This is a genomic window from Aequorivita sp. CIP111184 (assembly GCF_900489465.1).
Classification (GTDB): Bacteria; Bacteroidota; Bacteroidia; order Flavobacteriales; family Flavobacteriaceae; genus Aequorivita.
Window position 1 is genome coordinate 398,770 of record NZ_UEFQ01000013.1, and the last position, 24,671, is coordinate 423,440.

Sequence of the window (24,671 nt, forward strand, 5' to 3'; positions counted from 1 at the left end):
CTCATCATCCAGTGCTTCGACAAGCTCAGCATGACATAATCATTTATAGTTGTCATTTGGAATAAATCATAACTCAACAGTCACCCACATTCCCTTATTCCTCGCATAATATGTATTATCATACATCGCTTCCACCTGAGTTCCCGGTAAATAATAAGTTCCCAAATAAGAAGCATTTAGTTTCACGGTGAAAGTTTTCGTTTCATTTCTATTCAAATCAAAGAAAAAATTCACCCTATCATCGCGAATATCTGTATATCGCGCATTTCCGCTTGCTCCTCCTCCTAATTCACTAAAACTGGTATTTACAATTTCCCAACCGCTTGGGAAGATTTTCGCTAAAGCAACATTGTTTACCAAATCTCCGGAAGTATTTGTAACGCTCACTTTTGCAATGATTTCCGTTCCTTGTCGCAATTTAGTGACATCAATTGCCTTGCCCGTACCATCCAAATATTGCGATTTTATTGAGAGATTTCGCTGCTCTGCAAGTTCTTTCCCAAGTAAAAGTTTCCCTTGTTGAGAAAGCGTAACGTAAACAACATTCCCTTTTTTATTGGTCACCGAAACGGAATTACTTCCCATTACAAATGAAAGGTCACGTTGCGCAATGGCTCGGTCAGTTTTCACGGCAACCGTTTTTCCGCCGTTTGTAAATGACAGTTCCATAGCTTTTCCACCATTTTTGGCAACCATTTTCGCCATCGCCATCAAGGCATACGAAGTTTCCTGTGTGCTGTACCAATTTCCGGAAGACAAATCTTTAGCTACGGAAATCGCCAAATCACGTTGTTTTGAATCTGTCAATAAAACCAATGTTTCCAAAGCCATCGCCCTATTTCTGAAAGGCGAACCGTAGGTGTAATAATCGTATTTCTGAGAAACAAAATTGATATTAGCGGTTTTTGCAATTTGTTGTGCGACTTCTTTTTTACCAGCCAAAGCATAAGCAGCTGCCAAACGCCATTTGGCATCGTTGCTCAATTCCTTGCTTTCACGAAGACGGTTCATTGCGGCAAGTTCAGGTTTTCCTGCTAAGGCTAAAGTGTAAAGTCGGTATGCCTGCGTCAAACTTGTATTATAAACCTTATAACTATTTCGCCACTGCCGCGCAGTGTTTTGTTGATATAATAACCAATTGCTCATAAAACTGATTGGAAGCGCATAGCCTTTTTGCTTCGCCTCAAGCATAAAATGGCCGGCATAATTGGTCGCCCATTCATCAGCTTCACGTTCGCCAGGCCAGTAAGCAAGCCCGCCGTTTGCGGTTTGGAATCTTCCCAAACGTTCAATTGCAGCTTTTACATTTTTCTCAATTTTCTGTTTTTTGTCGAAAGTAACGTCGAAAACATCTGCCAAATACAACTGCGGAAATGCCGAAGAAGTTGTTTGCTCAACACATCCGTAGGGATAATGGATTAGATATTCCATTCGCTTTCCAAAATCCATCGGAGGCAAGGTTGAAAATTCGAGCATCGCAGAATTGCTTCCAGGAACGCCAAATGTTTCAAAATTGATAGTTTGCAAGCCATTTTCGGCAATGGTGTACTGTGTAGATTTTTGAGAAATCGGGTTCGGATTTTCCACGTCAATTTCCACTTTGTAACTCGCCTTTTCGCCGTTGCCCGAAGCCATTACTTCAATAGTTTGAAATTCCTTAGTTGGCAAAACTTCAAATTCGAAATTCACAATCTGTTCTCCCGGTTCGTCGAAAGTAACCGTTTTTGACGAACCATATTTAGGTTTCAGCGCATCACCAGTTTTCACTGTAATCGTGGCGGTTTTCACTTTATTTTCCATTGCGAAAACGGTGACGGGAAGTGTAACAGTTTCGCCTGGCGATAATTTCCGCGGAAGTGAAGCCAGCACCATTAAAGGCGTACGGACAGGTGTAGTTTTATCAACACTGCCGTAAGCGCTTTTCGTTTTATCGCCCGCAATCACCATTGTGCGCACTGAACCAATATAATTTGGCATCATAATATTATGAGTTGCCGTTTTTCCAGCAGCCAATTCAAATGGTCCAAGGTATTTCACAACGGGTTTAAATCGGTCGGCTTTTCTATTTTTCGCTCCCAAAGCCGCATCGCCACCACCGATTGCATAAATGTTATCGACACTTCCCGAGTACGCGCCAATCACATAATCGAACATATCAAAAGTTTTTACTCCCAAAGCTTCGCGACTGTAAAAGGCTTCGTGGATATCTGGCGTTGCGAAACGCGTTAAATCCAGCAAACCTTCATCAACAACCGCAATGGTGTATGTCATCGGTTTGTTGTTTTCTTCGGAAATTTTTACAGTGAATGGTTTTTCTGGTTTTAATACTTCCGGCATCGTGATTTTTGGGTGAAGCACCGTTGAAGGATCTTCCACCAAAAGCGGAATAACACCGTAAAGTCGTATTGGCAAATCATTTTTGGTCTGGCTATGCGGTTGAAGTAGCGAAATATTCACATAAATATTCGGTGCCATTTCCTTCGTAATTTTTATTGCAGCTTTAGTTTCGCCTTTTTTGGTTTCAATCCAATGCGTTGCCAAAACTTCGGTTCCGTTTTCAACACTAATTAGTGCGTGACCATCACTTCCCGAAGGAAATGTTATAAAAGCTTCTTCGCCTACATTATATTTTTCTTTATCTGCTGAAAATAACAACATGCGTGCGCTATCACTATCGCCGTCACTTGGGCGTTGCGACCAATTTCTGTAGAAATAAGTGATACGTCCAGTTGCATGTCCGGATTGTTTATCGATTACGCGAATTAAATAACGTCCGCCTTCTTCTTCGGGAATATTTATCGTGAATTTTCCTTTTCCGCTACCATCAGTTTTTACGGTGAAATCTTTTACGGGACGGTGAACGGTTGAATTTTCATAGGTTGAAAGATTGTCCGAACCGCGGTTCCACCACCAGCGCCATTCAATTTGAAAAACTTTTACTTCCAGCTCGCGATTGGCGGCAGCTTTGCCTTGGGCATCTACGGAAACTACATCAAACGTTGTGTTTTCATCCGTGAAGTAAGAACCGTAACGACCCGCTTCGGGAGATTTTAAACCGACAAAATGTGAAAACGGCGCCAAGTCCTTTGAAAAAATATCCATAGAAAAATCACCACCGCCTTCGTACACTTTCGTCAAAAATGTAGCTTTTAACATTCCGGGTGCATTCTTTCCAACTTCTAGATTTTGGCTAAAAGCAGTGCTCCCTTCAGAAGAAAGTTGCGTGTCCAAAACAGGGATTTCCACTTCGGAAAAAGTTCGGATTGGATCGATAAAATTGTATTTTGGAAATTTCGGAAATGCAGAATTGCTGGCGCGAAGTGTAGCCGTCATATCAATTTTTAAGCTTCTTGCTGGTGAACCGTGAAGCCACATTGCGCTCGCTATTCCTTTTACAGGTTGTGTAGCGTCGAGAATTTCATCTTCAAAATCGAGTTTGATTTTTAATCGGTTTGGTTTAATAGTTGCAACTTTTAAAGTGTGGCTGAACTGTGCGCCACCCAAGGATATTGTGGTATTCCAATTGCCCGTTGGCGCAGAAGTGTCAGTTGCGATTGGGAAATAATAAAACCCATCTTTTGAAATATTTGTTTGCTGGACAGTGCGATGAACTAGTTTCCCTCGGGCATCCGTTACAGAAAGCGTTATTGGATGATTTTTTGGAAGTGGATTCCCGTTATCATTCAAAACAAAAGTTAAGTGAATACTGTCCCCAGGACGATAAACACCTCGTTCGGTGTAGGTATAACCTTTTAATCCTTTTTGAAGTTCTTTCCCCGAAATGTCAAAATTGCTCATTGAAAGAGCGTTTCCGTCTTCCAGTTTTACGTAAGCGAAATTGTTTCCTTTTTGAGCCACCGCGAAAGCCGCATTTTTGGTGCCATCGTAAAGCGTCATTCCATCACTTTCAGTGGTTACGGTTTCAATAAGTTGCTGCTGATAATTGAAAAGTTTGACTTTTACACCACCTTCAGGTTTCGCTGAAATTAAGTTTGTAGCGAAAAAATGATAGGAACGGTTGTTGCCTTTTTTTACAATCAAGCCCAAATCCGATCCCAAAATATTTGCTGTAACTACGCGCTCTTCGTTGTAAAATGCGGGATGGCAAGGATTGTCCTGCTGTTCCCAATTATAGGTGTAATTTCTCCAGCGGTAAATTTCATTGTCCCAGTAGCGCTCTTCACGAAGTTCTTCATCTTCGGATGAATCATTGGCATAATAGGAATCTTCTTCGTAATAATCGTCATAATATTCTTCGCCTTCTTCATTGCTTCCTTCTGTTACTTCAGAAGAAGTTTCGGCACAATCATAGGTTATATACTCTTTTTTAAAGCTGAGTTCCAACTGATAAATGGCGCCGGGATCTGCTTTAAAATATTCCGAAAGATTTATGGCATAAGCTTTCCAGCTTCCATTATTTCCTAAATCGTCGTTTTTAAGGTCAATCGTTTTTTTTGCAATTCTTCGTCCAACTCGTTTAATATCGTATGTGTTGTTATCATTCAAATTATAACTTTGAAGAAATTGAAGGACGTTGTTTTCATAGATTTTAATGACGCGAACATCTACTTTTGCAAGGTTTACAGCTTCAAAGTAAACCGGCGTTAAAGCGGAATTCGGAAGAATCACGCCTTTTGAAATCATCCGTACGGCGGGTTTTAACTGTTCAAAGGAAACTAATTCTGAAAACTCCTTCTTCAAACCAAAGCCTTCGGTATTTTTGATGCCGGTAAAAACGGTGACTTTTACATCGCCAACCACGCGGTTTGGCGGATAGACGTTAAGTACATTTCCGTTGACTTCGTAACGCAAATCCTGTGTATTCTCGATAGTCACCAAACCAGCAAAATCCTGATTTTCTAGTAACGGATCTGAAAAGTTTATGCTCAAAAGTGCCGCGGGCGCCAATGTGCTACTAATGTCAACAATTGTAAAATTATTTTGTCCAGGAATTGCGAAGGTGTTTTCGCCTTTATTTTCAGCGCCAATTTCCTTTCCATCCCATTTAATCAGAATTTCGGAATCTTCCTTTTTTCGGCTTATGCTGTCAATGGTAAAGTTGAAGTAGCGCGCTTCAGTTGCTTCCGAAGGCCATTTTAATTTTAGGTTTTTGCCATCTTGGGAAGCAGAAACCAATTGCTTCGCTTTTTCCAAAGAAATAACATCGGAGGCTTCAATAAGCGCTTCCACATATTGCCACTGCTTGCTGTAGCTTTGAAGTTTGCCAATATCTACTTTAAAATTTGGCGTAATTGTGTGAAAACTGAAAGTGTAGGTTTTAAATTCTTTTGAAATGTCTTCATATAACTTATCTAAATTTACAGTAACAGTATATTCTGTATCTGGTATTAAATATTCGGCAGGTTGGAAGATTAGAGTTTTGCCATTTTCTACAACCAATTTTCCTTTTGTGGAAGGAGAAATTTTTAAATATTCATCGGCTGAAAGTTCTTGTGTCAGCTCAAATTGATCCAAAGGTTTTGCAAGTTCAACGCGAATATCTGTTGTGGTTGAGAGATTGCCGTAGGTATTGTACGAAATGTATTCCTTGAATTTAAAGAGATTGTCGGTTTCGGAATATTTGTCTTTGTCATTGCAGGAAAAGACAAACAATACAATAAAAAGGACGAATAGACCACGGAAAATTTTCATAATTGATTTAGGTTAAGAAGACTTAAATATACTGTAAAAATGCAGGGTCTGCAATTGGCGTTCCAAATATAAGATAGAGTTAATCAACTTCTTTATAAATCCCGATAGTCAATTCGCCTTTTGAATTCATTGTTGCACGATACATTCCCGAAGTATTGAATTCCATCGCCACATTTCCGTCTTTATCAATTGCAACGATGCCGCCATCGCCACCAAGTGCTGGAACTTTTTTCTGAATGACTTCTGAAGCGGCTTCCTGCAAAGTCATTCCTTTATATTCCATCAATGCGGAAATATCATAAGCCACCACTGCACGAATAAAATATTCCCCCCAACCTGTTGAAGAAACCGCACAAGTTGCGTTATTCGCATACGTTCCGGCTCCAATAATTGGCGCATCGCCAATTCTGTTCCAGCGCTTGTTGGTCATTCCGCCTGTGGAGGTTCCCGCAGCGAGGTTTCCGTGTTTATCCAAAGCAGCACAACCCACTGTGCCAAATTTTGAGTTCTTGATAAATGGATCTTCAAAAGAAACCTTCTTTTCATTTTGGACTTTCTCTTTCGCTAAAACTTTTTGTAAAGACTCGTACCTGTTTTTGGTGTAGAAATAAGAGGTGTCCATCATTTTATAACCCAAGCCTTTTGCAAACTCTTCTGCACCCTCTCCGTAAAGCATTACGTGTTCACTATTTTGCATTACATCCCTAGCTAAGTCTATTGGGTTTTTGATATGTCTTACACCAGCAATTGCGCCTGCGTTCATTGTCTTTCCATCCATAATTGAAGCATCAAGTTCATTTCTGCCTTCGTGAGTAAAGACTGCTCCTTTCCCAGAATTGAATAGTGGGGAATCTTCCATTATATTAATGGTATGGGTTACAGCATCTAAAGAAGTGCCCCCATTCTCCAGAATTTTATATCCTGCGGAAATGGCTTCTTTCAATTTCTCTCTATAAGCAGACTCAAGCGAATCACTCATATTTTCTTTCAGTATAGTTCCAGCACCACCATGAATGACAATTCCAAAGTTTTTTTCTGTCTTTTGTGGATTTTTGGAGGCATTATTAATTTCGGATGAAGATTTTTCTTCGTTTTTACACCCAATAATAAAGAATATCGCAATAAAATATGTTAAAGTTTTAATCATGATTCCTGTGTTAATTCATCACTAATATAAGTGAAAAATATAATGTTTACAGTAGATAGGGCAAATTTTCTAAAGTTTTTGGGATATCATTTTTAATCATTTATCCGACAAAGTGTAATGTTATTTCGATTAAAAGCATTTTCATTCAATATTTTTCATATATTTGACTCAACATCATGCCCCAAATTTGATGTTACCCACATTATGTACCTACTAAAAAGCAACCTACTTGTAATGGCATTGTTATGCCTAGTGATCACTTCTTGTTCAAAAGAGGATTCAGTTGAAAATGAAGCAGCTAAATATGAAATAGATTTAGCTTTGGCTCAAAAAAATGACAGCGATATATCCGCTCGAATTTTAGAACTGGTAAACATCCATCGTGATTCCCTTGGTCTTTCCACACTTAAAATGGATAATCAATATGCCTCTGCTTTCGCTGTTGATCACACACAATATATGATAGATAAAGAGCAGATAAACCACGATAATTTTGGATATCGCTCAGAAGGAATAAAATACCATGATGGCGCACAAGTAGTAGGCGAAAATGTAGCTTACGGCTATGATACCGCCGAACAGGTTATGAACGCTTGGCTTAAAAGTCCAGGACATAAAGCTATTATTGAAGGCAATTTCACACATACTGGTTTTGGAGTGATGAAATGCGACAAAGGCCGCAGCTACTACACCGAACTCTTTTATAGAAAGTAACCTCACTTCCTTTTTCTATTAGACCATTTTGCCGTATTTTTACGTAACAGTTAAAAATACGGCAATGGCTATTAAGAAACCTTTCAACTTAAATAAATGGATAGAAGAAAACCGCGACCTGCTAAAACCACCAGTAGGTAATAAAAATTTATATGTTGAATCCGACGATTATATCGTTATGATAGTTGCCGGTCCCAACGCCCGAAAAGATTATCACTATAATGAAACAGAAGAACTTTTCTATCAATTGGAAGGAAATATTCAGGTTGCCATTCAAGAAAACGGAGAAAAAAAAGTTATGGAGCTCGGCCCTGGCGATATGTATCTGCATCCCGGAAAAGTACCACATTCTCCTGGCAGAAGCGCCGGTTCCATAGGTTTGGTTATTGAAAGAAAGCGAACAGATTTGGAGGGAAAGGATGGTTTGCTCTGGTTTTGTGATAATTGCAACCATAAGTTATACGATGTTTACTTCCCTTTGAGCGATATTGAAACAGATTTTCTAAAACATTTTAAACATTTCTACGGAAGTAAAGACCTGCGTACTTGTGATGAATGTGGCACCGTGATGGAAGTTGATCCGCGTTTTACACAAGATTAACACTGTATTTTCCAAACAGATACTGTTTCGTTTTACTTTCTTCAGCGCATTGTGTACCTTTGCCGAATTCCCGCGAAGGCGGGAATCTTTAGAGAATTTAAATAATTAATCAAAATATTTCCGCCTAACTTATCTCAAGTGCTAATCGAAGGGCGGAGATACTATATCAATAAGATTCCCGCCTTCGCGGGAATAAAAAAATAAATATATGCAAGCAACAACCACTAGCTTCGGTATAGAAGAAGCATTGGAACAATTAGGAATTAAAGATTTAAATCACGGAACTTCTACCGGAAACAAATGGTTTCCTGGGGGCGAAGAAATTGCTTCTTACTCTCCAGTTGATGGTGCGTTAATTGGTAAAGTTACCGCGACTACAAAGGAAGAATACGAGCAAGTAATAACTTCTGCACAAAAAGCTTTTTTATCTTTTAGAGCGATGCCAGCGCCACAACGTGGAGAAATTGTTCGCCAATTTGGCAATAAACTTCGCGAAATGAAAAAACCATTGGGAAAACTGGTTTCTTATGAGATGGGTAAATCCTTACAAGAAGGCTATGGCGAAGTTCAAGAGATGATTGATATCTGTGATTTTGCAGTTGGCTTATCCAGACAGTTAAACGGTCAAACAATACCTTCTGAGCGTCCGGGGCATGTAATGCGCGAGCAATGGCACTCTATTGGGATTGTTGGAATTATTTCAGCATTTAACTTTCCAGTTGCCGTTTGGGCTTGGAATACAGCATTAGCTTGGGTTTGTGGAGATGTTTGTGTTTGGAAAGCAAGCGAAAAAGCACCTCTGTGCTCCGTAGCATGTCAAAATATTATTGCAGGTGTTCTAAAAGAAAATAACCTGCCAGAAGGAATTTCTTCTATCATCAATGGAGATTACAATGTAGGCGAAATGATGACTACCGATGCAAGAATTCCTTTAATTTCTGCAACAGGTTCTACAAGAATGGGACGTATAGTTGGAGGAAAGGTAGCAGAGCGTTTTGGAAAATCCCTATTAGAATTAGGCGGAAACAACGCTATTATTATTACACCAACAGCAGATTTAAAAGTAGTTGTGCCAGGCGCAGTATTTGGTGCCGTTGGAACTTGTGGCCAACGTTGTACTTCAACCAGAAGATTGATAATTCACGAAAGTGTTTATGATAAGGTAAGAGATGCAATTGTTGGTGCTTATAAGCAAATAGTTATTGGAAATCCACTTGATGAAAGCAATCACGTTGGTCCATTAATCGATAAAGAATCTGTTGAAACTTATTTAAAAGCAATTGAAAAAGCTAAAGCTGAAGGCGGGAAAGTGCTCGTTGAAGGTGGCGTTTTAGAAGGTGAAGGCTATGAAAGTGGTTGCTACGTAAAACCAGCAATAATCGAAGCTGAAAACAGTTTTAAAATAGTACAGCACGAAACATTTGCTCCTATTTTATACTTAATGAAATATAGTGGCGATGTAGAAAATGCAATCGATATGCAAAACGGCGTTGCACAAGGTCTATCATCTGCAATAATGACAAATGAATTAAAAGAGGCTGAAAAATTCTTATCATTTGCAGGATCAGATTGTGGTATTGCCAATGTAAATATTGGTACTTCAGGAGCAGAAATTGGTGGTGCCTTTGGTGGCGAAAAAGAAACAGGCGGAGGGCGCGAGTCTGGGTCTGATGCTTGGAAGGTGTATATGAGAAGACAAACAAATACCGTTAATTACAGCGATGAATTGCCTTTAGCGCAAGGAATCAAATTTGATTTGTAGAAATTAATTTATAAGAATAAAAAAGCCGCTTCAATTGAAGCGGCTTTTTTGTTTTAAACAATTCCATTCGGCTCAACCCATTTAAAACGGTTGGCATCTTGCGGAATTTTAATCCTTTCGGCAATACGAAGCATTCTTGATGGTAATTTCAAAAGATAATCACGTGCTTTTTCAGCTTCATCGGTTAAGCCACTAATTTTTGAAATTTCCCAATGGGCATTCAATTTTTCTAGAATATCAATATAATCGTATGTTGTGTAAACACCCAAACGCTGTGCTGCATTACTGAAATCATCAAAGGCAGAAGCCATTTTTCCACCGCTCTGACGAAGATTTTGTGCAGGCATAATAATTTTTTTCTGCATCATATCCTGAAAGGCAATCATCATTTCACTTGCATCGTATTCAAAAATGGTTTTTACAAACTGGCGATATGCTAAATGATGGCGCATCTCATCGCCAGCAATAATATTGCACATTTTTGCAAGAGATTTGCTTCCTTTCTTTTTAGCAATTTTCCCTACTCTATTATGGGAAACATTGGTTGCTAGTTCCTGAAAACTAGTATAAATAAAATTTCGATAGGGATCGCGTCCAGTTCCCACTTCAAAACCATCGTTGATTAAATGTTGTGTAGTTTTTTCGACCTCTTTCATATTTACCCTTCCAGATAAATAGAGATATTTGTTGAGCGCATCTCCGTGGCGGTTTTCCTCTCCGGTCCAATGACGGATCCATTTGCTCCAGCCATTGCGGCCGTGCTGGTCTACGCCTTCCATATCCATTAACCAACTTTCATAAGTTGGCAGTGCTTCTTCTGTAACCATATCTCCCACCAAAACAATCCAAAAATCATAGCCCAATTCCTTGGCTTCTTCGCGAAGTTGAAAAACCTCATCCATATAATTTTCCTTTTGAAAATTAGGCAATAGATCAGTGGGTTGCCAAATTTCATCAACTGGGATAAGATATTGGTCAATATAACTGTCTATTTCTTTTTCAACAGTCTGCATTACTTCTAGTCGGATATTTTTAAGAGCCATGGTATTTTTTTTGAGGGAATTACAAAGATAGTAAGGAAAGGTGGAATTTGTAATAAGGAAGTATTAATTCCTGCCTTTTTCGTCAGGATAAAGCAAATAGACCGCTTCACTTTGCCAAATTTCTTTGGAATCAACATCTAACATCGATATTTTTCCTTTAAAAGCGGCACCTGTATCCACATTCCAAACGTTGGCGAAATTTGAGGGTTTATCAAAACCTACACGGGTTACGGGTGTGTGACCGATATAAATTTCTTTAAAGAGTTTAAGTCGTTTTGGATATTTGTCATCGTCTTCGGAAATAGTTGAATCCATTGCGCAGACCATTTCCCAAAGGGTTCGGTCCCAATAAATCAAGTTTGGATAATATTCGTGTTGTGGCCCATATTGGTTTGTAAAGCCCGCATGCATAAAAAGTCGGTTTTCAGAATCTATGTAATAATTTTCAAGACTTTCAAAAAACTGAAGGTGTTTTTCTTTTTTTTCTTCAGAAAGCTTCGCATAACTTTTTATACTGCTTTCCCCGCCCTGACTTAGCCACATTGGATTGCTTTCACCAAACTTTAAATATTTATAAAGAAGTTCGTCGTGGTTTCCCCGAAGGAAAATACAATTGTTTTCTTCCGAAAATTCAATCAAATACGAAACCACCTCAGCAGATTGGCTCCAGCCATCTACATAATCTCCCACAAAAATATACTGAGTATTTTTAGGAAAATTTGCGCTTTCAAGCAATTGTTTCAAAGCCTTAAAACCTCCGTGAATATCACCAATTACAACTTTTCCCATTAGTTAGAAAATAAATAAATTACTCCAATTACACAAAGAATTGCTAGCACAAAAAAGAATATTTTCCAAAAGGAATACGGCCTTTGTCCAGAAATTATACCACTCTGCCCGTTAACAAAAAAGTTGTAGCGCTTTCCTTTAAATTGATAGGTGCTTATATAAACCGGCAATAAAATATGCTTAAATGTTTCTTCGCTCAATTTCATATTTATTGAAGAAACCTGTTGTGTATCGCCTCCAATATCCCGCCGTGCCCAATTATCTGCGATACTTTCCGCAACTTTATTGCTTTCGGTATGACCTTCCAAAAGAGGAATTGTATATTTTTCTGTAACGAAACCTGACAAAAATCCGCTGTCAAAAGGTTTCAGCATTTGAAGATTCCAACGTGCTAATTTCTGTGGAATAACACCCGTTTTTTGATTGGAAGCTTTAATTAAAGTATCATCCACAAATCCCGAAACACTTCCCGAGGCAGGATACCAACGCGTTCTTCTCTCCCTAATTGTCTTTCTATTTTTACCACTTCCCACGGTTTTTGAAACGTAATAATACTCTCCGCGTTTACCCGTATAGTCTGCATAAAGTTGGGCATCAAAAGTCCAATAGGGCGCATAAAGCCCTCTTGTTTTTTCGGGATCTATCGCAGCTTTCTTAAGATTATTGGGTGCGAACCAAAGTTCATCAACCCATTTTTTAAAAATCTGAAATGCTTTCTTTTGATCAATTTGAAAAGGAAGAACCGCACCTGGAAGAATCCATTCCTCTTTATAAGCATCTTCAATTATTAATGGTGAGCCGCAATAAATACATGAAAGAGATTTGTAATTTTCCTCAATATGTTGGTTCGCGCCACAGTTTTTGCAATGCAATATTGTAATTTCCTCACTGTGGCTTTGCGAGCCCATTTTTTCTAAATAAGGTTTTAGCTCAAGTTCTTCAAAACCGTCTTTGGAAGGTACAATAGTTTCAGTGTATCCGCAGTAATCACATTTCAACTCGGTTGTTCCAGGAGCATAGGTAAGTTCTGCGCCACAATTGACACAGGACTTTTTGAGCTCAGATTTTTTAGATGAAGTTTCTACCATGAAGCTTTTTCTTCCGAAGGAATTAATATTTCAGAATCAATTATTGCGGCGGAAGTGGTGGCGGTGTATTTCCACCCAAGAAAGATTTTAATTCCTCTACTTGCTGAAGCGCAGTCCACTCTGCCAAACCAGCTTTCCAAACGAGCGTATCTTTGTTTACAGTTCTATTGGCAAACAAGCCCTGTAATTGTTGCAAACTCACAGGGCCAGCTTGTGTGCCATTGGCAGCATAAAAATATTGTACTGCTGAAGGCATTGGGGGTGGCATCATTCCACCCTGTTGCTGTTGTTGCTGACCTTGCTGTTGGCCCATTTGTGGATTCATCATGCCGCCCATTTGTTGGGCAAGTACAAAGCCCATTCCCATTCCCATACCGGCGCCAGCCGTTCCTCCTTCGTTGGCAGCAGCAGCTTCAATGGCTTTTGCGGTTTTGAATTTAGTGAGTTTATCGAGATCCAACTTATCGATCCGGCTATATTCGAAAATTTCCTTTTTAAGCTCTTCGGGCATGGAAACGTTTTCAATGAAGAATTTTTCCAAAGAAATTCCAACACTGTTAAATTCTGGCTGCATAACCTCTTTGCAGGTTTCCGAAAGTTCTGTGGTATTTGCAGCGTACAATTCTATCGGTAATTTTGCTTCACCTACAGTGTCGGTAAAACGTGTAGCAATCAGACTTTTTAAGTGTTCATTGATTTCAAAATTGGTGAAATTATTGTCCGTCCCAACAATATCAATAATAAATTTTCCTGCATCATTTATTCTGTAAGCATAGGTCCCAAAGGCGCGAATTTCAACCAAACCGAAACGGTCATCGCTCAACGTTATTGGGTTTTTTGTTCCCCACTTTTCATCTGTAAAAAGATGTGTGTTTACAAAATATACCTCAGCTTTAAACGGACTGTTGAAGCCGTATTTCCAACCTTTTAAAGTGGTTAGAATTGGCATGTTCTGGGTATTCAAAGTATAAGTACCTGGTTTAAAAACGTCCGCCAATTGGCCTTCGTTTATCAAAACAGCGGTCTGCCCTTCGCGAACTATGAGTTTTGCGTTGTTTTTTATTTCGTTTTGGTAGCGCTCAAAACGGTGGCAGATAGTATCATCCGTATAATCCAGCCATTCAATGATGTCAATAAATTCATTACTTAGTTTTTCTTTTATTGTGTCGAAAATGCCCATATTATTTAAGGTTATTAGTTATTTAATTTTTAATGAATTTTTGAATGTTATTAATCCCTTCAGAAGTTTTAATCTCAATAAAATACATTCCAGCTTTTAATTGCGAAACGTCAATTTCTGTGGAAATGTTATTCAACTTTTGAATCAATTTTCCTTGAATGGAAATAATTTGAAGCGATACTATTTCCGAAGAATTCCCGCTAAAATATAATTTATCTGAAACCGGGTTAGGATAAAGTGTGATTTTTGATAAATCATTCTCCAATGTTGAAAGCACTTCACAATCTTCTGTAACATAAGTATATCTACTTTCGTAATATGAACAGCCTGCAAGACAATCCCCCGCATAAAGCACAAACTCAAATTGATTTCCACTAATAATAATATCGCAAACTTCAACTGGTTCCGTATGAATATAATATTGAATCCCCGTATAATTAAATCTTGTTTCAAGTCCTGCAGCATAACAATTGAATATATCGGAAATTCCCTCAAAATCATCTATTAAAGCTGTAACATTTAAAAAATCATGTGATGTAATTATCGTAAAAATTGTAATTCCACTGCTTGGAAGAACTATAAAAGAATCTATTGAAAATAGATATTCGGCCATTAAATCATCCAAAATTGCTACTCCAGAGATTCCAGTATTTTTAAAGTCTTCCACCCAAGATGTGTTACTATCAACAGAAAACATGATTCCAGATATAGGCGTTGGAAATGTATATTCTAAATTCACATGAATATTAAATTCATTAAATAAAGAATCTATCATTGGACTGTTATTCGGGTTCTCGTATAAGGCAGTCAATCTTTCAAGATAGGGCGTATAGCGTTCTTCTGGCAAAAAAGGGTTGTCGTAATCCGGATCAAGTGGGTCATTTAAAATCTCTCGCAACGCTAAAATTTTTGCGTCCAATTCATAATTATCTTGAATAAACGGGTTTATGCTGCATTGTGAATAAGACTGAAATCCAATAAAAAATACGAAAATACTGAAGATAAAAATTTTCATAATTAACAAATTTGGTACTTTTAAAATTACAAAAATTAATTATAACTCACCTTCCTCAAAATGCGCAGCGATTCCTTTGAAAGTTGATACGCCTCAGCATCATAATCCCTCAAAAATTCTTTAGCTTCCTGCAATTTTTCCTTTGCATCTTCAAAATCGTTCAAATAACAAATAAGATATGTGGATGGAAGATTTCGCAAATCTTTTTCTTCGGAAGTGTTTAACGGAATGTTCTTTTTCAACTTTTCCAAAACCGCATTGTTTGAATTATAAATGTGAAAAAGTGTTTTTTTATTGAATTTTGGCGCTTCAAAAATAAGTTTTGAGTCCATTTGGTACGAACCGTTTTCTTGAAAATGAATAGTCACCTCTTCCAACGGATAATATTTAAACTGTTCATTCAAACCTAAATGCACATATTCCACAGTTTTGAAATAATCTCCCGTAAATGTGATGCTGATTTCATCCAAAGCCGAATAAAAAAGACGAACCTGCTCATTGATTAACTCAATGTCTACACGCGAATAGTACAAATTTTCCCGAACCCTTTTTGGGTTTCCCGCCCAACAAACCACAAATTGTTCTTTGAAAACTTTGTAATGACTTTCCAGATCTTTGTGGCGGTTATTGGTAAAATCCATAACACCATCCAGTGTAAGTTCAATATTATTTTTGGCAGCGTTTTCAATGGATTTTACTATTTCGGAATTCACGTCTTTTATTTCAATGTCAAAATCCTTTGGCATCGAAATACTCCCATCCCGAAGAAAAATGGAGCCACCCCAATATTTCCAAATATTTTTACGCAATGATGTAATCAAACCATTGGGACGAATAGTTACCAAACCCACCACTTTGTCTGAAGGCAAATTGGGGAATGCCACATTTTCATAAATAATCAAAGGAGCGTTTGTTAGATAGGCATTTACAAGATTTTGAATTTTACTATCGTCAAAAAAATCGACTCCTCTTATTTCATTGGTTTCATCCTCTACACCTATTACTATAAATGAATTATTTGCTGGATTGCTATTACTGAGTGCACAAATGTGTTTCAGAAACTTTGCTTTTCCTTCTTTGGTGCCTAGGTCAATCTTTCGCTTTTTATCATAAAAACTACTCTCGTCGTTATGGGCGAGCAGGTTTTTGATAAGAAGCCTTTTATTAATCATTTTATTTCAATGTCAGGTCGAGTACTTCGACTTCGCTCAGTATAAACTAAAGTCGAGACCTCTGTTAAAATGTAAAATTTGTAATATAAAGAAATCCCTCGACTGCGCTCGAGGAGATAGTTTAAAATCAATTTTTATTCACAATCGTACTACTCGCCTGATCCAAAGACATAACGGTCAAATCTGCAATATTAACGTGCGGCGGACGTGTAACGGAAAACCAAATAATATCTGCAATATCCTCAGGTTTTAAAGGTGTAAATCCTTGATATACTTTTTCGGCTCTATCGCTATCTCCTTTAAAACGCACTTCGCTGAATTCAGTTTCAACCATTCCGGGATTTATTGCTCCAACTTTTATTCCCTTACCATTCAAGTCAATCCGCATACCTTGATTTATAGCGTCCACGGCATGTTTGCTTGCACAATAAACGTTTCCTTTTGGATAAACTTCTTTTCCAGCAGTGCTACCAATATTTATGATGTGGCCGCTTTTCCTGTTAACCATTCCTGGAATAATAGCTTTTGAAACATAGAGCAAACCTTTCACATTTATGTCCAACATCGCGTCCCAATCATCGGTATTTCCTTCGTCAATAGTGTCCATTCCGTGGGCGTTACCGGCGTTGTTTATTAAAATATCTATTTCTGAAAAGTTATGAGGAAGCGATTTCACAGCAGAAAAAACTGCTTCTTTGTTACGAATGTCAAAATTCAATGTGCATACTTCTGTGAATTCCGAAAGTTCTTCCGAAATATTTTTTAAACGCTCTTCCCTTCTTCCGCAGAGAATTAATCTCACTCCGTTTTTAGCGAAAAGTTTTGCTGTTGCCATTCCTATTCCGGAGGTTGCTCCTGTTATAAATGCTATTTTGTTTTTCATATTTAAAATTTTTCTAAAATTACATCTATAAGGGTTTTAAGAAAGTTAAATTCAGTTAAATCAAAAGTTAATACTTCATAACATCTCTAAAACTCTAAATATCAGACAATATGTTTGCAAAACTAATTCTAAAACCCCAAGTATGAAATCTCTATTAAAATTAAGTTTAATTGCATTATTATTTATAGGATTTGTATCCTGCAGTAGTAATGATGATTCTAATAATAATGAAGGTAATGCAAAACTGGCAATAAGATTGACAGACGCTCCTGGCGATTATGATGCTGTCTTCATTGATGTTAAAGAAGTGGTAGTAAAATATAATAACGGTCAAGACGATGTTGTTCTGAGTATTAATTCTGGTGTTTACGACCTTTTGGAATTAACCGCAGGTGTAAATGTGCTATTATTTAATGATGAAGTTCCTGCTGGAAATATTAGCCAAATTCGTTTAGTTTTAGGTGAAGAAAACACCATAGTAGTAGATGGACAAACCTTACCGCTTGCAACACCAAGTGCGCAACAATCAGGTTTAAAAATTCAGGTAAACGAAAATCTTGATGCTGGAATTTTATATGAATTCATGCTCGATTTTGATGTTGACAAATCTATTGTTTCACAAGGAAACGGAGGGTATAGCTTAAAGCCAGTAATTAGAGCAACCACTGTTGCTGAAAGTGGTGCAATTTCTGGAAAAGTGCTTCCTGCCGGTATGTTGACGATGGTTACAGCTATTAATGGACCTCTTGAAATTTCCACGTATACAAATCTTCAAGGTAATTTCCTGCTTAGCGGAGTACCAAACGGAGTTTATACCGTAACGATTCAAGCAGATTTAAATTTGGGAATCCCCCCATTGGTTGTTAATAATGTTACAGTAGTTCAAGGAGAAGTAACAAGTATGGGCGAATTTAATTTGTAACACTAAAATTTCAAAATAATAGAATTTTAAAAAGAGGTAAACTTTAAGTTTTCCTCTTTTTTATTTTAACCAATTGTTAACAGGCTTTTAGTCAATAAATTTTCAATTTGCACCGTCTTTTTAAAAAGACAAACTACATTGAATCTAAATATAGTATGGAAAATACAAATTCGACCTTTGACATTGGGGCATTAAACGAAAAAATTGAAAGGGAAAGTGCCTTTGTGGACGTCCTTTCAATGGAAATGAACAAAGTAATTGTAGGCCAAAAACACATGGTGGAACGGCTTATGATTGGTCTTTTGGGCCAAGGACACATTCTTTTGGAAGGTGTACCGGGACTTGCAAAAACACTGGCAATCAACACGCTTGCAAAAGCGGTACACGGTTCTTTTAGCCGAATACAATTTACCCCAGATTTACTTCCCGCAGATGTTGTGGGAACGATGATCTATAATATGAAGGTGAACGATTTCAGTATAAAAAAAGGTCCCATCTTCGCTAACTTCGTTCTTGCAGATGAGATTAACCGTGCTCCAGCCAAAGTACAATCCGCACTTTTGGAGGCGATGCAGGAAAGGCAAGTCACCATTGGTGAAACTACTTTTAAATTAGACAAGCCATTTTTAGTAATGGCAACACAAAACCCAATTGAACAGGAAGGAACGTATCCTTTACCTGAAGCACAGGTTGACCGTTTTATGCTGAAAACGGTAATAAAATATCCAAAGATGGCCGAGGAACAACTCATCATCCGCCAAAACTTAAAAGGCGAATATGAACAAATAAATCCGGTGGCAACCATTGAACAAATTTTAAGAGCACAGGCTGCTGTTCGTGAAGTTTATATGGATGAAAAGATTGAGAAATATATTCTCGATATTATTTTCGCAACAAGGGCTCCCGAGAATTTTGGTCTTACAGATTTAAAACCGCTTATCAATTTTGGCGCTTCCCCACGTGGAAGTATCAACCTTGCCATTGCCGCAAAATGTTATGCATTTATTCGTCGCCGTGGTTATGTAGTGCCAGAAGATGTTCGCGCCGTAGTACACGATGTACTTCGCCACAGAATTGGCATCACGTATGAGGCGGAAGCAGAAAACATTACTTCCGAAGAAATCATCAACAAGATTGTAAATGTAATTGAAGTACCGTAAATGGTGCTTGGCGTGAAGTTTTAAATTAATTTTTTAATACTGCCTCTGATTACTGATTTCTAAAAAATGGATACTAAAGAACTTCTTAAAAAAGTACGGAAAATCGAGATTAAAACACGCCGGTTGAGCGATCACGTGTTTGGTGGCGAGTATCACAGTACTTTCAAAGGTCGCGGGATGACTTTTAGCGAAGTGCGTCAATACCAATTTGGTGACGACGTACGGAGTATAGATTGGAATGTTACCGCCCGTTACAATGAGCCATTTGTAAAAGTTTTTGAAGAAGAGCGCGAGCTAACTTTAATGCTGATGGCAGATATAAGCGGTTCTGAATTTTTCGGAACGCAGGAACAATTCAAAAATGAAATCGTTACCGAAATAGCCGCAACCCTTGCATTTTCAGCGATGCAGAACAATGACAAAACGGGTTTGATTCTTTTTTCAGATGAAATAGAACTTTACATTCCACCAAAAAAAGGAAAATCACACGTGCTTCGAATTATTAGAGAGTTGATTGAATTCGAACCAAAAAGCAATAAAACAGATTTGGCGAACGCACTTAAATTTTTAAGCAACGTCATGAAAAAGAAAGCCATTGTTTTCGTGCTTTCAGATTTTATTGCAGATAATTACAGAGATACATTGAAGATTGCTGCCAGAAAACACGATGTTACAGGAATACGAATTTATGATAAAGCCGAAGAAAACATCCCAAATTTGGGTATGATACAAATGGAAGATCAAGAAACTGGTGAGTTGCTTTTAGTAAACACGGGTTCAAAAAGTGTTCGAAACGAATATTACAGTTACCACCGCGAACGTGTGGATTACTTTACCGAATCTTTTACGAAAAGTGGCGCAGGTGCTTTAAGTTGTAGGGTTGACGAAAGTTACGTGAAGAAATTATTAGGTTATTTTAAGAGACGTTAGATTTTAAAGGTGAAATGTTAGATTTTAAACAAATAGCGATAAAAAGAAATATGATTTCAACCCTGTTGAATTTTCAAAGAAACCTCCATTTTCTTTTTTCTCTTCTCTTTTTTCTCTTCACTTTTTTCTCATATGCCCAAGTTACTTCCTCCATTGATTCTACAAAAATCAAAATTGGAGAAGAAATTCTTTATACCATAAACGTACAGGCAGACTCTACAGATGTTGTGGTTTTCCCCGAGGAGCAGACTTTCGCTCCTTTGGAAATGATAGAATCCTATAAAACAGATACTACCTATGAAGGTGCAAAATATCGCCTCATTAAAAAATACGGATTGACGCAATTTGACAGTGGTCATTTCACTATTCCACCCCAGCGAATTTTCATCAACAACAAACCATTTTTTACAGATTCCTTGAAAGTTGAGGTTAATGATGTTCCTGTAGATACAACCAAGCAGAAAATGTTCGACATAAAACCTGCGGTGGAAGTTAAAAGCCTACTATTTGATTGGTTATTGCTTCTGTATTGGCTCTTGCCCATCCTTTTGATTATTGGTATTGCCATTTATTTATTCCGAAGAAAAAAGAGAAAAAATGCTGCCGTAAAGCAATTACCTCCTTATGAAGAAGCAATCGTTGCGCTGAAAACTCTGGATAATAGCCAACTGATTAAAGAAAACAAAAGCAAAGAATATTATAGTAATCTTACTGAAATTGTAAAGCGATATCTAGACCGCGAAGTGGACGAAGCGGCTTTGGAAAGTACCAGCGACGAGCTTATAACGCGTTTAATGATGCACAAAGATGCTGGTAATTTCGATTTCGATTTAGAAACCATCCGTAAACTGGATCAAATTTTCAAACGTGCAGATTTGGTGAAATTCGCCAAAATGAATCAACTATCCGGACAAGCGGAAGTGGACCGAAAAACAATCGAGGAAATTATTAATGAAACCCACGAAGCAGTTCCAGAACCCACGGAAGAAGAACTTTTGGAAAATCAAGAATACCTTGAAAAATTGCGAAAAAGACGCAAACGAAGAAAATGGATTTTGGGAATTTCGGGCGTGGTTGCAGCAATCATCCTAGCAGGAATAATTTACGGTAGCGTTTCTGGTTTTGACAATTTAAAAGATAAAGTTATAGGTAATGACCTCCGCGAACTATCTGAAGGGCGTTGGATAAAGAGTGAATACGGAAACCCAGCAGTTATTTTGGAAACTCCAGAAGTGCTCGTAAGAGCGGAAGCCCCCCAAACAAATGCCAATAAAAGTACTGTGAGTGCTAAAGACTTTTTCACCTATGGTGAAATGAATGCTCCACTTTATATTATGGTTTCAACAACACAGTTCAGTCAAAAGCAGGACATTGCTTTAGAAACGGCACTAGATGCAGTTTTAGACGATTTGGAACAAAGTGGCGCCAAAAATATGATCGTAAAACGGGACGATTTTGAAACCGAAAAGGGCATTAAAGGGTTGAAAGCATATGGAGATTTCAATGTACAGGTTTCAGACACTAAAGTTTTGAAGCAAAAAAGCACGTATGAGTTGTTGCTTTTTGCCCAACAAAACGGTCTGCAGGAAGTATTGATAGTCTATCAAAACGATGGCAAATATGCCGAAGAAATATTAAAACGAATTGAAGCTTCCATAGAGCTTGAAATCTCAGAGAAAGATGGGCAGTAATTTCGAATTTGTAAATCCGCAATTTTTCTGGTTGTTCCTTATACTTCCAGTGCTCGTTCTATGGTATATATGGAAGCGAAAACAGCAAACAGCTTCCCTTAAAATTTCAAGCATCAGCGGTTTTAAATCTGGCAAAAACTGGTTGGCGCGATTAAAACCTTTGCTTTTTGCACTTCGGCTTTTGGCACTTTCGGCATTGATTATTGCCATGGCGCGCCCAAGAACTGTTGACGAATCTACAAAGACAAAAACTACCCGAGGAATAGACATTGTTATGGCAATGGACCTTTCGGCAAGTATGTTGGCACGCGATTTAAAGCCTAATCGTTTAGAAGCTTTGAAAACGGTCGCCGCCAGATTTATAAACAGCCGCCCGAATGATCGTATCGGCTTGGTAGAATATGCGGGAGAAAGCTACACGCGTACACCTCTAACGAGTGACAAAAGTATTGTGCTTTCATCGCTAAAAAACATGGAATACAACACCACCATTGAAGGCGGAACCGCAATAGGTTCTGGACTTGCAACAGCCGTAAACCGTTTAAAAGAAAGTCGCGCCAAGAGCAAAGTGATTATTTTACTTACAGATGGTGTGAATAACACAGGTTTCATCGATCCAAAAATTGCGAGCGAACTTGCAGTCGAGTTTGGAATAAAAGTTTACACCATCGGCTTAGGAAGCAATGGAATGGCAATGTCACCTATTGGTATTCGGCCGGATGGAGGTTTTCAATACGGAAACGTGCAAGTTGAAATTGATGAAGCACTTCTGAAAGAAATTGCAGCCAAAACCGGCGGACAATATTTCCGTGCAACGAGTAATACCAAATTACAGGAGATTTACGAAGAAATAAACAAATTGGAAAAAACCGACATTGAAGAATTCAAATACACAAACTATAACGAAATGTTTCGCCCTTGGGCAATTTTCGCCTTGATTTTGATTGCTTTTGAATTTTTGTTGCGAACCACTATATTTAAAGGATTTTTATAAAAATGTACCAATTAGAACAGCCCATATATTTCTATATTCTCTTCGCCATACCGGTGATTGTGGTATTATTTCTATTGGTTTTAGTTTGGAAAAAAACAGTTCAAAAACGCTTTGTTGATAAGGAATTGCTCAAAAAATTAAGCCCAAACCGTTCTCTTTTTAAATCTATTTTAAAAGTGTTAGTAATCTGTTTGGCCATTGCATGTTTAAGCTTTGCTCTTGTAAACCCAAAGATTGGAACAAAGCTTGAAACCGTAAAACGTGAAGGTGTGGATATTGTTTTTGCATTAGATGTATCAAAAAGTATGTTGGCGGAAGATATTGCACCAAACCGTTTGGAAAAGGCAAAACAGCTTATTACACAAATAATAAACAGTCTTGCAGGTGATAGAATAGGAATTATAGGTTATGCAGGCAGCGCCTTTCCACAGGTGCCAATAACCAGCGATTTCTCTTCCGCAAAACTTTTTTTGAGTGGAATGAATACCGATATGGTTTCATCACAGGGAACAGCCATTACCCAGGCGATTAAAATGGCACAAACATTTTATGACGATGAAGAGCAGACAAACAGGGTGCTTTTTATAATTTCTGACGGAGAAGATCACGAGGGCAATTTTTCAGAAATTGCCGAAGAAGCTGCAGAAAAAGGAATTCGTATTTTTACAATTGGAGTAGGTACCGTAGAAGGCGGGCCAATTCCTATTAAAGAAAATGGCACGCTTCAATATTACAAGCGCGATCAAAACAACGAACAAGTTATTACCCGTTTAGGTGAAGAAACCCTAAAAGAAATTGCTAAAACTACTAATGGTGAGTATATTGACGGCTCCAATACAAAAGCCGTAGTAGACAGGGTAAGAGCAATATTAGGCGGAATGGACAAAAAAGAGTTTGAAGCAAAACAATTCACAGATTTTAAAGATCAATTTCAATGGTTTTTGGCTGGGGCATTGTTTTTGCTGGTGTTAGATGTGTTCCTCTTGGAACGAAAAACAGCTTGGTTGAAAAAGTTGAATTTGTTTAATGAAAAGGAAAAAGCATAAAATGAGGTTGGTAGCTAAAATATTTCTTCAGAAAAAATCGACACGCAACATTTCTTTTGTTCTTTGTGCTGTTCTGGTTTCGTTGAATTCATTTGCACAACCACAATCTAAAGAACAGAAAAATGAACTTAGAGATTCGCAGAATTTTTTAAGTGAAGCACAACATTCGCTTCAAAAAGAAGAATTTTCTTCCGCGGAAGCTGATTACCGTCAAGCAATTTCCCTTAATCCAAAAAGCGAAACCGCGAAATATAACTTGGGGACCGCTTACTACGGAAAAGAAAAAAATGCTGAAGCCATGCTTCGCTTCAAACAAGCTGCGCAAACTGCAACAGAAAAAACTGAAAAACATAAAGCATTTCACAATTTGGGAAATACGTATATGAACGAAAAGAAATATACCGAAGCTGTGGAAGCCTATAAAAATGCACTGCGCAACAACCCTAATGACGATGAAACGCGCTACAATTTAGCATTGGCAAAAGATATGTTGGAGAAAAACCCACCGCCCCCACAGGATAAAGACGATAAAAACAAAGATCAGAATAAGGATAACAAAGACCAAGACAAAAAAGATCAGCAAAACCAAGACGATAAAAACAAAGAGGGCGATAAAGGCGACGAGAAAGAAAATAAAGATAAGGGCGACCAAAAGGAAGATAAAAAAGAAGGCGATAAAGATAAAGACCAAGGAAAGCCGGATAAGCCTAAAGAAGAAGGTGATAAACCTCAGCAACAACAACAAGTACCTGGACAATTATCTCCCCAGCAGGTAAAAAGTCTTTTGGAAGCAATGAATAACGAAGAAAAAAAGACACAGGATAAGATAAATGCGGAAAAGCAGAAAGGCGCAAAAGTGAAATCTGATAAAGATTGGTAGAT

19 protein-coding genes are annotated in these 24,671 nt (G+C 38.0%); 10 read left to right on the forward strand and 9 right to left on the reverse strand.

Features of this window, described 5'->3' with window-relative positions:
* Nucleotides 1–66: 66 nt before the first annotated feature.
* Nucleotides 67–5,652, reverse strand: coding sequence for an alpha-2-macroglobulin (locus AEQU1_RS01935; RefSeq protein WP_111878353.1), 5,586 nt, complete (start codon nt 5,650–5,652; stop codon nt 67–69).
* 79 nt (nt 5,653–5,731) lie between these two features.
* Nucleotides 5,732–6,799: an isoaspartyl peptidase/L-asparaginase family protein gene (locus tag AEQU1_RS01940; protein ID WP_111878355.1), complete on the reverse strand. Its 1,068-nt coding sequence runs from the start codon at nt 6,797–6,799 to the stop codon at nt 5,732–5,734.
* 204 nt (nt 6,800–7,003) lie between these two features.
* On the opposite strand from AEQU1_RS01940, the gene AEQU1_RS01945 reads away from it, so the two are divergent.
* The 3 genes from AEQU1_RS01945 to AEQU1_RS01955 all read left to right on the forward strand — a co-directional run bounded on the left by AEQU1_RS01945 (nt 7,004) and on the right by AEQU1_RS01955 (nt 9,876).
* Nucleotides 7,004–7,513: a CAP domain-containing protein gene (locus tag AEQU1_RS01945; RefSeq protein WP_181566685.1), complete on the forward strand. Its 510-nt coding sequence runs from the start codon at nt 7,004–7,006 to the stop codon at nt 7,511–7,513.
* 64 nt (nt 7,514–7,577) lie between these two features.
* A complete protein-coding gene (locus tag AEQU1_RS01950) occupies nt 7,578–8,114 on the forward strand; it encodes a 3-hydroxyanthranilate 3,4-dioxygenase (RefSeq protein ID WP_111878358.1) in 537 nt (178 codons plus the stop codon).
* Nucleotides 8,115–8,322: 208 nt separating this feature from the next.
* Nucleotides 8,323–9,876 (forward strand): aldehyde dehydrogenase family protein, encoded by a 1,554-nt coding sequence (locus tag AEQU1_RS01955; RefSeq protein WP_111878360.1) that lies wholly within the window; start codon nt 8,323–8,325, stop codon nt 9,874–9,876.
* 53 nt (nt 9,877–9,929) lie between these two features.
* Here AEQU1_RS01955 and AEQU1_RS01960 read toward each other — a convergent pair whose 3' ends face one another.
* The 7 genes from AEQU1_RS01960 to AEQU1_RS01990 all read right to left on the reverse strand — a co-directional run bounded on the left by AEQU1_RS01960 (nt 9,930) and on the right by AEQU1_RS01990 (nt 17,046).
* The gene (locus tag AEQU1_RS01960) at nt 9,930–10,919 is read right to left on the reverse strand and encodes an acyl-ACP desaturase (protein ID WP_111878361.1); all 990 of its coding nucleotides are present in this window, start codon (nt 10,917–10,919) and stop codon (nt 9,930–9,932) included.
* Between the two features lie 63 nt (nt 10,920–10,982).
* Entirely contained in the window at nt 10,983–11,708 is a 726-nt protein-coding gene (locus AEQU1_RS01965) for a metallophosphoesterase family protein (RefSeq protein ID WP_111878363.1), read from the reverse strand.
* On the reverse strand, nt 11,708–12,796 hold the full coding sequence (locus AEQU1_RS01970) for a DNA helicase PriA (protein ID WP_111878364.1): 1,089 nt from the start codon (nt 12,794–12,796) through the stop codon (nt 11,708–11,710). The genes AEQU1_RS01965 and AEQU1_RS01970 overlap by 1 nt, the downstream gene beginning before the upstream one ends.
* 40 nt (nt 12,797–12,836) lie before the next feature.
* Entirely contained in the window at nt 12,837–13,976 is a 1,140-nt protein-coding gene (locus tag AEQU1_RS01975) for an SPFH domain-containing protein (RefSeq protein WP_111878366.1), read from the reverse strand.
* A 22-nt stretch (nt 13,977–13,998) separates the two neighbouring features.
* On the reverse strand, nt 13,999–14,991 hold the full coding sequence (locus AEQU1_RS01980) for a T9SS type A sorting domain-containing protein (RefSeq protein ID WP_111878368.1): 993 nt from the start codon (nt 14,989–14,991) through the stop codon (nt 13,999–14,001).
* Between the two features lie 35 nt (nt 14,992–15,026).
* The gene (locus AEQU1_RS01985; protein WP_111878369.1) at nt 15,027–16,163 is read right to left on the reverse strand and encodes an ATP-binding protein; all 1,137 of its coding nucleotides are present in this window, start codon (nt 16,161–16,163) and stop codon (nt 15,027–15,029) included.
* A gap of 127 nt (nt 16,164–16,290) precedes the next feature.
* The gene (locus AEQU1_RS01990; RefSeq protein WP_111878371.1) at nt 16,291–17,046 is read right to left on the reverse strand and encodes an SDR family NAD(P)-dependent oxidoreductase; all 756 of its coding nucleotides are present in this window, start codon (nt 17,044–17,046) and stop codon (nt 16,291–16,293) included.
* Between the two features lie 142 nt (nt 17,047–17,188).
* Here AEQU1_RS01990 and AEQU1_RS01995 point away from each other — a divergent pair, with 142 nt between their 5' ends.
* The 7 genes from AEQU1_RS01995 (at nt 17,189) to AEQU1_RS02025 (ending at nt 24,669) form a co-directional block, all read left to right on the forward strand.
* Complete coding sequence (locus AEQU1_RS01995; RefSeq protein WP_111878373.1) at nt 17,189–17,968, forward strand: DUF4382 domain-containing protein; 780 nt, start codon at nt 17,189–17,191, stop codon at nt 17,966–17,968.
* A 155-nt stretch (nt 17,969–18,123) separates the two neighbouring features.
* Nucleotides 18,124–19,128 carry a MoxR family ATPase gene (locus AEQU1_RS02000; protein ID WP_111878374.1) on the forward strand — a complete coding sequence of 335 codons (1,005 nt, stop codon included), beginning with the start codon at nt 18,124–18,126 and terminating at the stop codon, nt 19,126–19,128.
* Between the two features lie 66 nt (nt 19,129–19,194).
* A complete protein-coding gene (locus AEQU1_RS02005) occupies nt 19,195–20,058 on the forward strand; it encodes a DUF58 domain-containing protein (RefSeq protein WP_111878376.1) in 864 nt (287 codons plus the stop codon).
* Between the two features lie 50 nt (nt 20,059–20,108).
* A complete protein-coding gene (locus AEQU1_RS02010; RefSeq protein WP_146743703.1) occupies nt 20,109–21,749 on the forward strand; it encodes a DUF4381 domain-containing protein in 1,641 nt (546 codons plus the stop codon).
* Nucleotides 21,739–22,743: a VWA domain-containing protein gene (locus AEQU1_RS02015; RefSeq protein WP_111878379.1), complete on the forward strand. Its 1,005-nt coding sequence runs from the start codon at nt 21,739–21,741 to the stop codon at nt 22,741–22,743. The genes AEQU1_RS02010 and AEQU1_RS02015 overlap by 11 nt, the downstream gene beginning before the upstream one ends.
* Nucleotides 22,744–22,745: 2 nt before the next feature.
* Nucleotides 22,746–23,789, forward strand: coding sequence for a VWA domain-containing protein (locus tag AEQU1_RS02020; protein ID WP_111878381.1), 1,044 nt, complete (start codon nt 22,746–22,748; stop codon nt 23,787–23,789).
* Nucleotides 23,770–24,669, forward strand: a complete 900-nt coding sequence (locus tag AEQU1_RS02025; protein ID WP_258455093.1) for a tetratricopeptide repeat protein — start codon at nt 23,770–23,772, stop codon at nt 24,667–24,669. Before AEQU1_RS02020 ends, AEQU1_RS02025 begins: the two co-directional genes overlap by 20 nt.
* Nucleotides 24,670–24,671: the final 2 nt, after the last annotated feature.